General features: G+C 37.9%; 10 protein-coding genes and 2 tRNA genes. 11 read left to right on the top strand and 1 reads right to left on the bottom strand.

Annotated features, from left to right (window positions below; translation table 11 throughout):
- Nucleotides 1-58 precede the first annotated feature (58 nt).
- The 3 genes from I5349_RS03510 to I5349_RS03500 all read left to right on the top strand — a co-directional run bounded on the left by I5349_RS03510 (nucleotide 59) and on the right by I5349_RS03500 (nucleotide 4966).
- Entirely contained in the window at nucleotides 59-1114 is a 1056-nt protein-coding gene (locus I5349_RS03510) for a hypothetical protein (protein ID WP_226389342.1), read from the top strand.
- 97 nt (nucleotides 1115-1211) lie between these two features.
- Nucleotides 1212-3737, top strand: a complete 2526-nt coding sequence (gene gyrA / locus I5349_RS03505; RefSeq protein ID WP_226389341.1) for a DNA gyrase subunit A — start codon at nucleotides 1212-1214, stop codon at nucleotides 3735-3737.
- Nucleotides 3738-3766: 29 nt separating this feature from the next.
- Nucleotides 3767-4966, top strand: a complete 1200-nt coding sequence (locus tag I5349_RS03500; protein ID WP_226389340.1) for a tetratricopeptide repeat protein — start codon at nucleotides 3767-3769, stop codon at nucleotides 4964-4966.
- 48 nt (nucleotides 4967-5014) lie between these two features.
- Here I5349_RS03500 and pdxH read toward each other — a convergent pair whose 3' ends face one another.
- A complete protein-coding gene (gene pdxH, locus I5349_RS03495) occupies nucleotides 5015-5656 on the bottom strand; it encodes a pyridoxamine 5'-phosphate oxidase (RefSeq protein ID WP_226389339.1) in 642 nt (213 codons plus the stop codon).
- A gap of 98 nt (nucleotides 5657-5754) precedes the next feature.
- On the opposite strand from pdxH, the gene I5349_RS03490 reads away from it, so the two are divergent.
- From I5349_RS03490 to I5349_RS03455, 8 genes are all read left to right on the top strand, one after another.
- On the top strand, nucleotides 5755-6312 hold the full coding sequence (locus tag I5349_RS03490) for a YqgE/AlgH family protein (protein WP_226389338.1): 558 nt from the start codon (nucleotides 5755-5757) through the stop codon (nucleotides 6310-6312).
- Between the two features lie 51 nt (nucleotides 6313-6363).
- The gene (locus tag I5349_RS03485) at nucleotides 6364-8199 is read left to right on the top strand and encodes a DUF349 domain-containing protein (RefSeq protein WP_226389337.1); all 1836 of its coding nucleotides are present in this window, start codon (nucleotides 6364-6366) and stop codon (nucleotides 8197-8199) included.
- A 130-nt stretch (nucleotides 8200-8329) separates the two neighbouring features.
- Nucleotides 8330-8402 (top strand) — tRNA-Thr (locus tag I5349_RS03480).
- A 24-nt stretch (nucleotides 8403-8426) separates the two neighbouring features.
- A tRNA-Thr gene (locus I5349_RS03475) sits at nucleotides 8427-8502 on the top strand.
- A gap of 391 nt (nucleotides 8503-8893) precedes the next feature.
- Nucleotides 8894-9622: a toxin-antitoxin system YwqK family antitoxin gene (locus I5349_RS03470; protein ID WP_226389336.1), complete on the top strand. Its 729-nt coding sequence runs from the start codon at nucleotides 8894-8896 to the stop codon at nucleotides 9620-9622.
- 227 nt (nucleotides 9623-9849) lie between these two features.
- Nucleotides 9850-11496, top strand: coding sequence for a DUF885 family protein (locus I5349_RS03465; protein ID WP_317194219.1), 1647 nt, complete (start codon nucleotides 9850-9852; stop codon nucleotides 11494-11496).
- Between the two features lie 29 nt (nucleotides 11497-11525).
- Complete coding sequence (locus I5349_RS03460) at nucleotides 11526-14036, top strand: PIG-L deacetylase family protein (RefSeq protein ID WP_226389334.1); 2511 nt, start codon at nucleotides 11526-11528, stop codon at nucleotides 14034-14036.
- Between the two features lie 108 nt (nucleotides 14037-14144).
- Complete coding sequence (locus I5349_RS03455; protein ID WP_226389333.1) at nucleotides 14145-15863, top strand: sodium:solute symporter family protein; 1719 nt, start codon at nucleotides 14145-14147, stop codon at nucleotides 15861-15863.
- Nucleotides 15864-15886: the final 23 nt, after the last annotated feature.

Below are 15886 nucleotides of genomic sequence, written 5' to 3'. Positions count from 1 at the left end.
TGACACTTACTGCGTTGTTAATATTTGATAATTATGGTAAGTTGCCAAACGGATGAATATGAAAACAAGGTCTTTAGTCAAGTTAGTAGGACTTATATTACTACTTAGTAATAGTAGCTATTTGAAGGCTCAACAAGGTCCTGTAGTCAATGGAGTAGATGCTCGTGGTGAGCGAGTTGATGCCTTTAACCTTAATAAATTCTTTGGAAATTTTCAGTTTGGGGTTTCTTTGGGATATCTCTACGGTAACAATAATTTATCTTTTAATGATGGGCAGTTTTTGATTGATCCCAACACACAACAATTTTACTTGTACAAAGACAACACTCGAACTCAAACAAATACTTACAGCTATCATAGTTCTTGGTTGACTTCTCCCACTGGAGATGGGAGTGTGACTGGAGTTGGTTTTGATTCTATCCCACGTCAAGATGCACGCGCTACTAATAGGGCCATTCCTTTTCAAATCTTAATGGCATATAAAATCAAAGATGTCGTCAGAATAGGTGGGGGCGTTGTGCTAGAAGATAATAGGGTGAGTGAACTGCGAACAGAGATAGGAGAGCAGACTTTTACTTATCAAGCACCCGATGATAAATACTTTGTGAGCAAGGTATTTGGTCATGTGGGTATAGTCCTCTATGAACCTACCAAAGTCAGAAATAGCATCGATAAGCGATATTCAGAAGGAAAGATCAAACCAGCTGATAGAGCAACTAAGATCAACTCTATCAGAAATATGAACATCCTGCTAGAGCTTCAAGGTGGAGTAGCCGTGGCAGGAGGAAACGTCAGTTCGGGAAATTATATCAATCTAGGGCTAAGTGTAGAGCATAATATTTCGGAGTATATGGCAGTATTTGTCAAGCCTCAGGTAGAAGTGAGGCAGATGTCTTTTTTATCTCAAGAGACCATTCCTTTAGCTTTCGATCAACAGAAATTATTAGGTGGTGTAAGCTTTGGAGTCAACATCAGTATCCCTAGTATCAAGCGCTGCCCAATCCCTAACTGTCACGTAGTCATGAAGCATAGACACAATGGTGTGGAGTTTAGAGGAAGTCCATTTTGGCAGAATCAAAACAGGAAAGTTGGACAGTGGAGAAAGGACTATTGACCGTTGGTAAAAATCTAAAATCTACCTTTGCATAGGAGTTCAAAACCTCAATTATTTTCACTAAATTGGCGTTTTAATTGAAATTTAACTTAACTGTATGACTGAAGGATCGAATCAGAATATCATCCCTATCAATATTGAAGATGAAATGAGGGGGGCGTACATCGATTATTCGATGTCGGTGATTATTTCGAGAGCACTACCAGATGTGAGAGATGGACTCAAGCCAGTACACCGAAGGGTTTTATTCGGTATGTTGGAGCTCGGAGTCAACTATAATAAACCATATAAAAAATCAGCCAGAATCGTAGGAGAAGTACTAGGTAAGTATCACCCACACGGTGACTCATCTGTATATGATACGATGGTTCGTATGGCGCAGCCTTGGTCATTGAGATATCCACTCGTAGATGGTCAGGGTAACTTCGGGTCAATAGATGGTGACTCACCAGCAGCGATGCGATATACTGAGGCAAGACTAAAAAGAATCGCTGAGGAATTACTCGTTGATATCAATAAAGAAACCGTTGATTTCCAGTTCAACTTTGATGACTCCCTTAAAGAGCCAGTTGTCATGCCTGGTAAGTTGCCAAACTTATTGCTTAATGGCGCTTCGGGTATAGCAGTAGGTATGGCTACCAATATGCCTCCTCACAACCTTTCTGAAGTAGCAGATGGCATCAATGCCTATATTGACAATAGAGATATCACAATACCTGAGTTGATGCAGTATATCACTGCGCCTGACTTTCCTACAGGAGCTACCATTTATGGTTATACAGGGGTGAAAAACGCCTTTGAAACTGGCCGTGGCAGAGTAGTATTAAGAGCTAAAGCCAACTTCGAACAAACTAAAACAGGTAGAGATCAGATCATCATTACGGAAATTCCTTACATGGTGAACAAGGCTAATATGATCGAGAAAATCGCTCAGTTGGTCAATGAAAAGAAATTAGAAGGTATCTCAGCGATCAGAGATGAGTCTGATAGACAAGGTCTTAGAATTGTTTTTGACTTGAAAATGGATGCCATTCCTAATATAGTTCTAAACAATCTCTATAAATACTCTCAACTTCAATCATCCTTTGGTGTCAATAATGTGGCGCTTGTCAAAGGTAGACCTATGACACTCAATCTGAAGGATATGATTCGTCACTATGTCGAGCATAGACACGAAGTGGTGGTCAGAAGAACGCAGTATGAGTTAAATGAAGCAGAGAAAAGAGCACATATCTTAGAAGGCTATCTCATAGCTTTAGACAATCTAGATGAAGTGATCAGCTTGATCAGAAGTGCTAGGGATCCAGAAGTCGCTAGGACAGGTTTGATGGAAAAGTTTGAGCTTTCTGAAATTCAAGCTAAGGCGATTCTAGAGATGAGATTGCAGAGACTCACTGGCATGGAGCGCGAAAAGATCATCAATGAATACAATGAAGTAAAAGCTTTGATTGATAAATTGAATGAGATCTTATCTAATGAAACTCTCCGTATGCAAATCATCAAAGATGAAGTATCTGAGCTTAAAGACAGATATGGAGATGAGCGTAGAACTAATATAGAGTATGATGCCGAAGACTTCAGCATGGAAGATATGATTCCTAATGAAGAAATGGTGGTCACTATTTCGAATCAAGGCTATATCAAGAGAACACCACTAGCTGAGTACAAAACTCAGGGTAGAGGTGGAGTAGGTTCTAGAGGTGTGGCTACTAAGACTGACGATTATACAGAGCATATATTTGTGGCGAGTACGCATAATTATCTGTTGATTTTCACAGATTTTGGTAGATTATATTGGATCAAAGCTTATGAGATACCTGAGGGAAGTAAGACTTCAAAGGGAAGACCAATCCAAAATTTGATCAATATCGAAAAAGATGACAGTGTAAGAGCGGTAATCCAAACAGCTAGTCTCACAGATGAAGACTACGTAAGTAATAACTTCTTGGTGATGTGTACTGAAAAGGGTGTCATCAAGAAAACTACTTTGCAGGCATATGCTAGACCTAGATCAAACGGTATCAATGCTATCAATATCAATGAAGGCGATAGATTACTTGAGGTGAAACTCACAAATGGTAATAATCACATCGTGATAGCTTCTAAATCTGGTAGAGCTGTTCACTTCCACGAATCAGATGTAAGACCTATGGGTAGAACAGCTACTGGAGTAAGAGGTATCAACTTGAGCTCAGCAGATGACAAGGTCGTTGGCATGGTTTCTGTTTCTGAAGAAGAGTCTAATCTTTTGGTCGTTTCTGAAAAGGGATATGGTAAACGCTCAAAAGTAGAAGAATATAGAATCACTAAAAGAGGTGGTAAGGGAGTAAAAGCCATGAATATCACTGAGAAAACTGGTGAACTAGTAGCGATCAAAGAAGTGGTAGATACAGATGATCTACTCATCATTAATCGCTCAGGAGTTTTAATCAGGATTTCAGTAGAAGGACTCAGAGTAATGGGACGTGCTACACAAGGGGTGAAGCTTATCAAATTAAACGAATCTGATATCATTTCCTCAGTCGAAAAAATCGCTAAAATTGAGGGAGAAGAAGATGAAGTAAATGTGGATAATGAAGCGCCTACTCCTGATACAGATACAACAGAAGAAGAAAACAACTAAACTAAACTTAAATCTAAAATAACACTGAAATGAAGAAGATCATCGTTTCTTTGGCCTTATTAGCAGTATTCGGAACTGCTTTCGGTCAGAAAAAAGTCGTTAGGTCTGCAGAGAATAACCTGAAAAAGGGAAACTATGAAGAGGCGCTAACTGAAATAAATGAAGCTATACAAAATTCGGAAACTAGCGGAGATCCTAATACCTTTTTTGTAAAAGGAAAGATCTTGACTAAGGCTTATGAGGTAGATAGCTCAAATACAGAATCTACCCTAAAGTATGGCATAGACGCTTTTGAAGTTTTCAAGAAAGCAAAAGAAATGGACAATGGTGGTAAAATCACTAAGGAAATCGATAAGGATGTCCTAGCTGATGGCTTGATGCTACCTCCAGGACTTAGAGGTGAAGGTATTCCATGGTTGAAGTATCTATCTTATGCCAAAGCGCTTGATGCATATGAGCAAGAGGATATGATGATGGCATATAAGTTTTTCAAACTTACAGCTGACATCGACCCTACAGATACTACAGCTGTTTACAATACCGCTTATACTGCTGCTTTTAATGAAGACTTTGCTACAGCGAAGGAGTATTATAAAATACTAATCGACAACGATGAATATGTTAATCCTGCGGCTTACTTTGGACTTTTAGGTATTGTACTTGAGCAAGAGCAAAATAACGAAGAGGCATTAACCATTTTAAGAGATGCTCAAAAGGACTATCCAAATGAGAAAATCTTCTCTGAGTATGAGATTTCTATTTTGATCAAGCTGGATAGACTTGATGAAGCTAAAACTAGCATAGAAGAGTCTCTTGAAAAAGATCCAAGAGATCCTAATAACCTTTTGAGATATGGATATCTATGGGAGCAGCAAGGTGACCTAGATAAGGCTCTTGAATATTACAAAAAGTCCGCTGAGGTAAAGGATGATTTCTTTGATGGTAACTTCTATGCAGGAGCACTACTAGTAGATATGGCTGGTAAGATCGTCAATGAAGTGAATAACATGAACGATGCTGACTGGGAAAAGTATAGTGATAGCAAGCTAAAAGAAGCAGATGATATCTACAGAGAATCACTTAAATATTTCGAAAAGGCTATCGAAATCAATCCTGATGACTTGAGAGCATTGGAGCCTATGTATGGAATCTACAATAGACTCAAGCAGCCTGAAAAAGCAGAAGCAATAGATAAGAGAATTCAAGAATTAAAAGGGGGCGGTAATTAATCCTTCTCGTATAAAGTTAAAGCCTGTGATCATCATCACAGGCTTTTTTTATGGTGCTAATCTATTAATGTGCCATGTGTCAGCCTTTTTTTCATAGACTACTCTGTCATGAAGTCTACTAGCGCGGCCTTGCCAAAACTCAATGCGATCAGGTGTCAATTCAAATCCTCCCCAGTGAGGTGGCCTAGGAACTTGTCTATCTTGATATTCTTTTTCAAGGTCTTTTAGATTAGATTCTAAGACAGACCTACTATTTATTTTCTGACTCTGAGGAGATGCCCAGGCTCCCAATTGGCTACCCTTAGGCCTAGAATTAAAATACTCATCGGAAAGTAATGAACTTACTTTTTGTACACTTCCTTCGATTCTAACTTGTCTCTCCAGCTCCGGCCAAAAGAAAGTCAAGGCTGCAAAAGGCTGATTGATCAAATCTTTTCCTTTTTGACTGTCATAATTTGTATAGAAGATAAATTTCTGATCTTCTACGCCTTTAAGCAGGACAATGCGAGCACTGGGTCTATTGGCCGAATTGATCGTAGATAGACACATGGCATTTGGTTCATTTACATCACTTTTAATAGCTGCTTCAAACCAAGCTTTAAATTGTGATATGGGATCTTTGGCTACTTGATCTAGTTCTAAAGTAGCTAGGGTATATTCTTTTCTTATATCAGCTATTGGTTTATTCATATTGATTTGTTTAATTACAAGTCCTTGCTAGTCAATTAAAATTCTAAGTAACAGAATGCACTAATGATTAACAAAGGATCACCAAAATTGATTAAAAAATGACCGTCAAAGCAGGAGACTTATTGATATCAGAACCTTATCTAAAAGATGACAGCTTTTTTAGGTCTGTGATTTTAGTTTGTGAGTCAAATAGCAATGGGTCATTTGGTTTGGTATTGAATAAGCTTTCTATAGTTCACTTGAGTGACTTGATAGATCAAGTCAGTATCACTGATACATCTGATGAGGTGTATGTAGGTGGGCCAGTGGAACAAAATACACTTCACTATATCTATAAAGGAATCAAGCCAATCAGTGGAAGTGTACACGTAGCAGGAGATATCTACTGGGGGGGAGACTTTGATGAGCTCTTAGATAGATTGAAAGAAGATACAGCTCTGGTGGATAGTTTTAGATTTTTCATGGGCTATTCTGGATGGGAGGCAGGGCAGTTAGAGAAGGAGATAGAGGAGGATACTTGGGTGCTTTTTGAACAAGCGGATCTTTCTATGATCTGGGAAACACAGTCAGAAGAGCTTTGGAAACAGTGCCTTAAAGATATGGGAGGGAAATATAAAGCCTTGGCAAATTATCCAATAGACCCAAGATTAAATTAAAAGGAATTTGTTAGCTTTGGACAATAGATGGTTGGTAAAAGACAGTAAAATATGGAAGCCAAGAGAGAAGAAACGGAAGAAAATAAAGTAAATCCGGAGGTACTGAATGATCAGGTTACAGCACAACAAGATGATACTTCGCATGAGCTAGAACATCATGAAGAGGAAGAAGAGCATCAGGAAGATTATAGTGATTTTTCAAAAGAACAATTGCTTCAGGCCATTAATACCTTGGCAGAAAAGGGCAATGTTTTAAAAATAGATAAACAGCTCAATGAGCTGAAAACACTTTTTGATGAACATGTAGATAAGGAAAAAGCTACAGCACTCGAAAAATTCATCCAAGATGGTGGTCTAGAAGAAGATTTTGCCTTTAAGCTAGATGACATCAGTCATAGTTTTTATGCACAATTTACCCTGCTTAAAGATAAAAGACATCAACTGATCAAGGAGCAAGAGAAGCAGAAGGAGAAGAATTTAGAGGCAAAAACTGCTTTGCTAGAAAAGCTTAGAGAGTTGTTAGATAGTGACGAAACGAATGCTAGTATCGCTGCCATAAAAGAGATTCAAAGCCAATGGAAGGCTATTGGTCAGGTTCCTTATCAACAGAATAAAACACTTTGGGCAAATTATAATGCCCTAATGGATCGCTTCTATGATCATAGAAGCATCTACTTTGAGCTCAAGGAATTAGACAGAAAGAAAAATCTTGAAGCCAAGTTGGAGCTTTGTGAAAAAGCTGAAAAGCTGGATAGCCAAGAAAATATAAAAGAAGCAATCATCAGTTTGAACGAGCTTCATGAGGAATTTAAACACCTAGGCCCTGTCCCAAAAGAGGATCAAGAAAGCCTCTGGCTGAGATTTAAGACAGCGTCTGATAAAATCTACGCAAAGCGTAAAGATTACCTTGATTCTCAAAAAGAAGTCTTCAAAGAGAATTTAGAAAAGAAAGAAGCACTAATTACTAAGCTAGAAGCATTCACGAGCTTTAAGTCAGACAAGATAAAGCTTTGGAACACCAAAACGAAAGAAATCCTTGCGCTTCAGAAGGAGTGGGAATCCATAGGGATGATCGCTAGAGAAGCAGCTAAAGATATCAATAAGCGTTTCTGGTCTGCATTTAAGGAGTTTTTCAATAATAAAAATGCATTTTTCAAAACTTTAGACGAGCAGCGTCAAGAAAACTTAAAGTTAAAAGAAGCCTTAGTCGAAAAGGCTGAGGCGCTTAAAGACAGTAAAGAGTGGGACAAAACTGCAACAGCACTAAAAAATCTCCAGAATGAGTGGAGAGCGATAGGCCCAGTTCCTGAAAAAGTAAGAGATGCGATATACAATCGATTTAAGGCAGCTTGTGATTTCTTTTTTGATCAAAAAAGAAGTGGTACCAAAGAACAGAATCAAGAGTATATCACTAATCTCAATGCTAAAGAAGCACTATGCCAAGAGATTTTGAACGCAAGTAAGGAAGATAAAGTCAAAAGTGAAGACAAAGTTCAAGACTTCATCAATAGATGGAATGAGATAGGTTTTGTCCCTAGAAATAATATCAAATCTATAACTAAGGCTTTTAACGAGGCGCTAGATCAGTATATAGCAGGATTAGATTTGCCAAAAGAGGAGAAAGATAACCTTGTATTTAGAATTAGCTTGAATAAAATCAAGAATGAAACGAGTTCTACCAAAATCCTTAATAAAAAAGAGATAGGTATGCGCAAGCAAATATCTGAACTCGAAAATAACATCGTACTTTGGAAAAATAATCTAGAATTCTTTTCTCAATCTAAGACAGCAGACAAGCTTAAAGCTGAGTTTGACCAAAAAATAGAGAAGGCAAACGAAGAGATCGAGAAGTTAAAAGAAAAGCTGAAGATTATCCAGCAATTTTAATCCCTTGAAAATGATACTGATATCAAATAATGCTGATTTTTTGAGCAGTATTATTTGATATCTTAAGCTCAAAATCTATATTTGCACTCGCATTTGACACAAAGGTCAAATCAAAAAAAGATTTATTAACGCCTCCTTAGCTCAGCTGGTAGAGCAACTGACTTGTAATCAGTAGGTCGCTGGTTCGATCCCGGCAGGGGGCTCTTTTTAAATCTTCTTATAGTATCGCCTCCTTAGCTCAGCTGGTAGAGCAACTGACTTGTAATCAGTAGGTCGCTGGTTCGATCCCGGCAGGGGGCTCCATCATCAAAAGGATAGTTTTCGACTATCCTTTTTTTTTATGCGTTTTATCTTCTCTAAAGCTTTTAATTTAAGCCTGTTACGTATTGCTATTCTTGATATTTATCAATTTTTTATACGCTTTAAATACGAATATCTGACTTTCATACCCTAAAAAAATCTATTGAACTCAGTTTAAGTGGTTTAACTGAAAATTAATTTCAAAGACTAATTCTTAGAAAAATTATATATAAATGATCCTTAAGGAATCATTTAAGATGATTAGCAGCGGAAAAGTACAAAATGGACATATTTGTCCTGTAAAAATTTGTATATGAAATGCATTATTATCTACGTAATTGGTATTAACTTTGGATCATTAAGAATTGAAAAAAAATAAAAGTTTTCAGATCGTATGAAAAGCTTACTCTCTATCGGACTCGTACTCATTACTTTAACTGTATCTGCACAGCAAAATATTTTTCTTGACAGAAACGGTTATGATGTTCCTAACAAGAAGCGCGCTTCTTACATCAAAGAAGTAGAAGAAAAAGCAAATGGTGAATTTGCTGTCATATATGACTTAGATGGCAACAAAGTTCAAGAGACCTTCTCTTACATCAATGAAAACGAAGAGCCTATTGAGGTTATAAGTTATTTCTACGAAAATGGTAATCTTAAACTTAAGACTGAGTCTAAGTTCGGACACCTCAATGGTTTAGTCGAATCTTACCATGAGAATGGTCAAATCATGAGAGCTGAGTATTATGAGTTGGGTGATTTAAAAGAAGGTAAGTGTTTCGATGCTAGAGGAAATAAAATAGCTTGTGATTCATTTGCACAACTTCCTGAATTTCCAGGAGGAGAGCAAGCTCTGGATGCCTACATCGCTAAATTTGAAAACTACCTTTTAGCACCTGTAAAAAAGGAAAATAAGTTTGTATTAAACTTTTCGTTTGATGTAAATCCTGACGGAACAGTGACATACCCTACCATATACGACAACTCAAACAAGGAAGTAGAAAAGAGATTGGTTAAGATCATGTCAATGATGCCAAAATGGAATCCTGCTACTTTGGAAGATCAGCCTATAAGAAAGACTGTATGCTACACAATGGGCTGGGAGTTGATGGCTAAGAATTAAAGATTAGATTGTTTTAGATTAAATTAGAGGACTTAGGTCCTCTTTTTTTTGTGCTGACTTTTATGCTTATCAAGCAATAAGGGCTTTAGCCATTCATTTTACCGTTCATAGATATTTTAACTTTTTGAACTGGGTTATCCTTATTTTTATTTCTCTAAATCTTGGTGATTATGAAGACTTGCTTTAAGATAATTGTTATTCTCTTTTGCCTTTCATCCAATTTTCAATTGAGTGCCAGCTCAGCTAACTCTAAACTTTATGAGTTGATTAGCCAGTACCAAGCAGATAAAGGCGCATTGGAGCGCAAGTATACCTTACTGAATGAAGAGTATTTTACACGGATGGATAAGCTCTATAACGACTGGTATGCTGTTTTAAATAAAATGAATTTCGATGCTTTGTCACAAACTGAAAAAATAGACTATGTACTTTTTAGAAATCTACTAGATAAAAGTATAGATGAAAATACAATTAAGCGAAATGAGTATTTAGAGGTCAGGCATGTCATCGAGTTTTCTGAAAATCTGATTCACTTCATTCAAGATAGAAGAAGGGCAGCACCTATCAATTCAAGACAAATCGCAGAGGAAATCCATAAAGCGGTAGGTCAGATCAAAGACTTACAAGCTAGCTTAAAGAAAGGAGAAGCCTTTGGTTCATGGATTGTCGCATCTCATGCAGCGGATCTGACTGCAAATTTGAGAGTAAACCTTAAATCAGCAGTTGATTTTTATATGAATTACCATCCTGAATTCACTTGGTGGGTAGATCAGCCATGGCAAGTATTGGAAAAAGAACTCAAAGCATATGAGGCATTTTTGAAGGATTTTTATTCAAACAAGGATCTCAAAGACGATGGAAGCGGTATCATAGGAAAGCCTATAGGTAGAAAAGCACTTGAATTGCAATTGGCTAGGGAATTTATTCCATATACTCCAGAAGAATTGATTGAAATAGCCAATAAGGAGTTTGCTTGGTGTGAGGAGCAAATGCTAAAAGCCTCTGCTAAGCTAGGCTTTGGTAATGACTGGAAAGCTGCTTTGGAATATGTCAAAGATAAGCATGTTCCTGTAGGTCAGCAACCATTTTTGGTCAACGAACTAGCAGAAGAAGCTATTAAATATGTAGAGGATCATGATTTACTCACCCTCGATGAAATGGCTAAGGAAACATGGAGAATGGACATGATGAGTCCACAGCAACAGTTATTTGCACCATTTTTTCTAGGAGGTGAAAGAGTATTGATAGCTTACCCAACTGATGATATGCCTCATGATGCCAAAGTGATGAGCCTAAGAGGAAATAATCCACACTTTACTAGAGCAGTAGTACATCATGAGTTGATTCCTGGTCATCATTTACAACAATTCATGAATCAGCGCTATAAGCCTTACAGAAGAGCTTTTAGTACGCCATTTTGGACAGAAGGTTGGGCACTTTATTGGGAATTGAACCTTTGGGATAAGGGATTTGCCAAAAGTACAGAAGACGAAGTGGGTATGCTTTTCTGGCGTATGCATAGGTGTGCTAGAATCATATTTTCATTGTCATATCACTTAGGTCAGATGACTCCCCAACAATCGATAGATATGCTTGTAGACAAAGTAGGCCATGAAAGAGCTAATGCAGAAGCTGAAGTGAGAAGATCTTTTATGGGTAACTATGGACCCCTTTATCAGATTGCCTATATGATCGGAGGGATGCAGTTCTATGCACTCAAAAAAGAAGTTGTAGCAAGTGGTAAAATGACAGAGAAAGCATTTCATGACATCATCTTACGAAACAATTCAATTCCTGTAGAGCTTGTAAGAGCGATATTGACTGAACAAAAATTAACACCTGACTTTAAGACTAATTGGCGATTTAAGTATTAATTGCCTGATAGAGATTAATGTATCTAACTATGGACTACAAGAATGGCTTTCTTAGCCTAATCCTGATTTACTTATTAGCTTACTCAAGTTCTGTAAGCGCACAAGTTTCTCCACAAAATGCTAATGCCGTAGAGATCTATGAGCAACTCAAAAAACTGAATACATTAGGGTCTGTGCTGTATGTAGCTGCACATCCTGATGATGAAAATACACGTTTGATTGCCTATTTGTCTAAAGGAGAAAAGATGAATGTCAACTATCTTGCCCTCACAAGAGGGGATGGTGGACAAAATCTGATCGGTACTCAAATAGGAGAGCGACTCGGGATGATCAGAACCCAAGAACTGCTACAGGCTAGAAGGATTGATGGTGGTGAACAGTATTTTACTCGTGCTTTAGATTTTGGTTTTAGTAAAAATCCAGATGAGACTTTTGGAGTTTGGGATAAGCAACAACTTTTGGGAGATGTCGTCTGGATGATCAGAAAGCTTCAGCCTGATGTCATCATCACTAGGTTTAATACTACTCCAGGAGGTAATCACGGCCATCATACAGCCTCTGCTATCCTTGCAGAAGAAGCTTTTGATCTGGCTGGAGATCCTAAGGCTTATCCTGAACAATTAAAATATGTAAAGCCGTGGCAGCCAAAGAGACTTTTTTGGAATACCTATAATTGGGAAGAAGAACCAGCAGATTTGAATAATAAACAGTACTATTCTTTCAATGTAGGCAGCTATAATCCGCTCATAGGCCAGTCATATACTGAAATAGCCGCAAAAAGCCGCACCATGCATAAAAGCCAAGGGTTTGGCTCATCACCGACCAGAGACTATACTAGGGATAATTTAAAATTTGTAAAGGGCGAGCCTTTTAACTCGTCCTATCTCGATGGGGTAGATACCTCATGGAGACGAATAACTAATGGGTCATCTGTTGGTCAGCAGTTAGATCAGTTAATTGCTTGTTACGATTTCTTACATCCTGAAAAAAGTCTGGATGGCTTGCTTCAGGTGAGAACGAATATTTTAAAATTGCCAAGCTCATATCTTAGGGACATGAAACTCCAAGAGATAGAAAAGCTTATTCAAGATATATTGGGACTCTTTATAGAGCTTAGGGCTAATGAGTCTTCACTATTTCCTGGAGCGGCTTTTCAAGTGACATTATCTGCGGTTTTGAGAAATGATGCTTCGGTTATGGTAAAAAGAGTATCTATCTTAAATAAAGAGATGGAGAGTAATCTGGCTTTGAAAAAGGGTGTGACTAGTCAACAAGCACTTTCATTGATACTACCATCTGATTATGATATTAGCCAGCCATATTGGTTGGAGGAAACGCCCAATAATGGTTTTTTTGAGATTGAAGGATATGAAAATCTTGGCTTAGCAGAGAATAAGCCAGCTATTTCTGCTAAGGTTGAATTAGTAATCGCTGATCAATCTATGGTGATCGATTTACCTCTAGTATACAAACGCACAGATCCAGTTGATGGAGAAGTTTATTTTCCGATCAGCATCGAGCCTGCGATTACCACTCAGTTTAAAGAAAAGCTCTTAGTCATTACCGATCAAGAAGAAAAATTAGTGGATGTAGTCGTGTCAAATAACTATGAGGCTACTACTGGAAAAGTTTATCTCATTGGATTACCAGCTGGCTGGAACATTAGTCCAGCTTCTTATGAGGTGACACTTGACAAGGGCCAGTCAGTCACTAAGACTTTTAAAATAAAAGCTAACAATGTTCAAACTACTACTGATATGCAAATAGTCTTTGAAGTCAATGGTATTAAATACAGCAGAGGACGAGAAGTAATAGATTATCCGCATATTCCAAGACAAGTGTTTTTTCCTAACTCGGCCCTTCGAGTAGCTAAGGTAAATGTAAACACTTTATCAAAAAAAATAGGCTACATAGTGGGTGCAGGAGATGAAGTTCCAGAAGTATTGAGACAACTCGGGTATCAAGTTAATTTACTATCAGAAGAGGACCTGACTTTGACTAACTTAAGTCAGTATGATGCGATCATAGCTGGTATAAGAGCTTACAATACGGTAGAGTATTTAAATCAAAAGCAGGATGTACTATTTGAGTATGTTCGAAATGGCGGCAACTTTATAGTACAATACAACACTAATAGTCGATTGGTGACGAATAATTTAGCTCCTTTTCCATTGCAATTGTCTAGAGATAGGATCACAGTAGAAGAGTCGAGGGTAAATTTTTTACTACCAAACCATCCATTTATGGAAGCGCCTAATCAACTAACTCAAGCCGACTTTGAAGGTTGGGTGCAGGAGAGGGGACTTTACTTTCCCAATCAATGGGACAGTGCTTTTCAAGCATTTTTCAGTGGACATGACCCAGGAGAGACTGATAAGTCAGGAGCGCTTTTGATCGCACCTTACGGAAAAGGGCATTACATTTATACAGGTTATTCATGGTTTAGGCAGCTTCCTGCCGGAGTTCCTGGGGCGATTAGGATTTTTGTCAACATGATAGAGACTGGAAAAAATCAAACGATCAATGGAAATAGAAGATAAGGATTTAAAGCCGCCATTCGTAAAGACTTGGAAACAAATGTACCTCTTGGTGTTGATAGGTTTCATACTTTCCATTGTCCTATTATATTGGTTTAAAGTCTCTTACTCATGAGTTATATTGACTGGATTATACTTTTTGGTACCTTACTTTCTATAGTAGCCTATGGGGTCTATAAGACTCGAGGGAAGCAAGATATGGAAGGCTACCTGACTGGTGGAAAGACAATGAATTGGTGGACGATAGGACTATCTATCATGGCTACTCAGGCGAGTGCTATTACTTTTCTCTCTACACCAGGTCAGGCTTATGAAGACGGAATGCAATTCCTACAGTTTTATCTAGGACTGCCTATTGCCATGATTATTTTGTCGGTGACATTCATTCCCATTTTTTATAGGTTGAAAGTTTATACCGCTTATGAGTTCTTAGAAAACCGCTTTGATTTAAAGACTAGAACACTGACAGCCCTATTGTTTTTGATACAGCGTGGCCTAGCGGCTGGTATTACCATTTATGCTCCATCGATTATTCTGTCTACGATCTTGGGTTGGAATTTGACGTTTACCAATGTTCTAATTGGTCTTTTGGTAATCATCTATACTGTATCCGGAGGGACTAAAGCTGTCAGCGTCACGCAGAAGCAACAGATGGCTGTTATGATGGGTGGGATGATCTTGGCTGGTTTCTTAGTCATTCAGTATTTGCCGATTGGATTTGGTGAGGCCCTTCATGTAGCTGGTAAAATGGGTAAGCTGGATACCATAGATTTTAATTTTAATATCAGTGATCGATATAACTTTTGGTCTGGAATTACTGGTGCACTGTTTTTATTTCTTTCATATTTTGGTACGGATCAGTCACAGGTGCAGCGATATCTAGGAGGTAAGTCTCTGACAGAAAGTAGATTAGGTCTGTTGATGAATGGTTTACTTAAAATACCGATGCAGTTTATCATTCTCTTTATAGGCGCTATGGTTTTTGTGTTTTATCAATACTATCAGCCTCCAGTTTTCTTCAATAAGGTACAAACTGAAAAGCTCATAGAAAGTGATTTAGCGCCTGAATATACTCGACTTGAGTCTGCTTATGGGGAAGTATTTGAAGCTAAAAAAGCCGATATCCAAGTAATGATAGCGGCTATCAAAGCTGAAGATGAAGTGAAAGTAAATCAAATCAAAGAAAAACTCCAAAGCTATCAGGCTTCACAAGAGCAAATCAGAGATGAGGTAAAAGAACTCGTACTCCAAAATGACCCTAATGCCGAGACAAGGGATACTGATTACGTATTCATGAGATTTGTGATGGATCATTTACCTAAAGGACTGATAGGATTACTGTTCGCAGTGATTTTTTCTGCGGCCATGTCTTCTTCTGCATCTGAGCTTAATGCGCTAGGATCTACCACCACAGTAGACTTGTATAGAAGGAGTATCAAAAAAACAGCTTCAGACGGACATTATGTCAAGTCCTCTAAGTGGTTTACTTTTCTTTGGGGATCGTTTGCCATCTTATTTGCGACATATGCATCTCTTTTTGAAAATCTCATTCAAGCAGTCAATCTACTAGGCTCTTTATTTTATGGTGCCATTTTGGGGATCTTTTTAGTAGCGTTTTATATGAAGTGGATTGGTGGCAGAGCTGTCTTTATAGCAGCTTTGATTTCTGAGGCCTTGATATTAATGCTCCACTGGTTTAATGGAGAAGATTTAGGAAAGTATTCATACAACATAGGCTTTCTATGGTACAATGCCATCGGCTGTATTTTAGTGATGCTCATAGCTGCTTTGATCCAAAGTGTCTCTAAAGCACATATACTGAAACAATAAAAAAATCCCTTAGATTTCTCTAA

Origin of the sequence: Penaeicola halotolerans (assembly GCF_016464625.1) — a bacterium.
Classification (GTDB): Bacteria; Bacteroidota; Bacteroidia; order Cytophagales; family Cyclobacteriaceae; genus Penaeicola; species Penaeicola halotolerans.
This window is presented reverse-complemented; position numbering and strand designations above follow the sequence as displayed.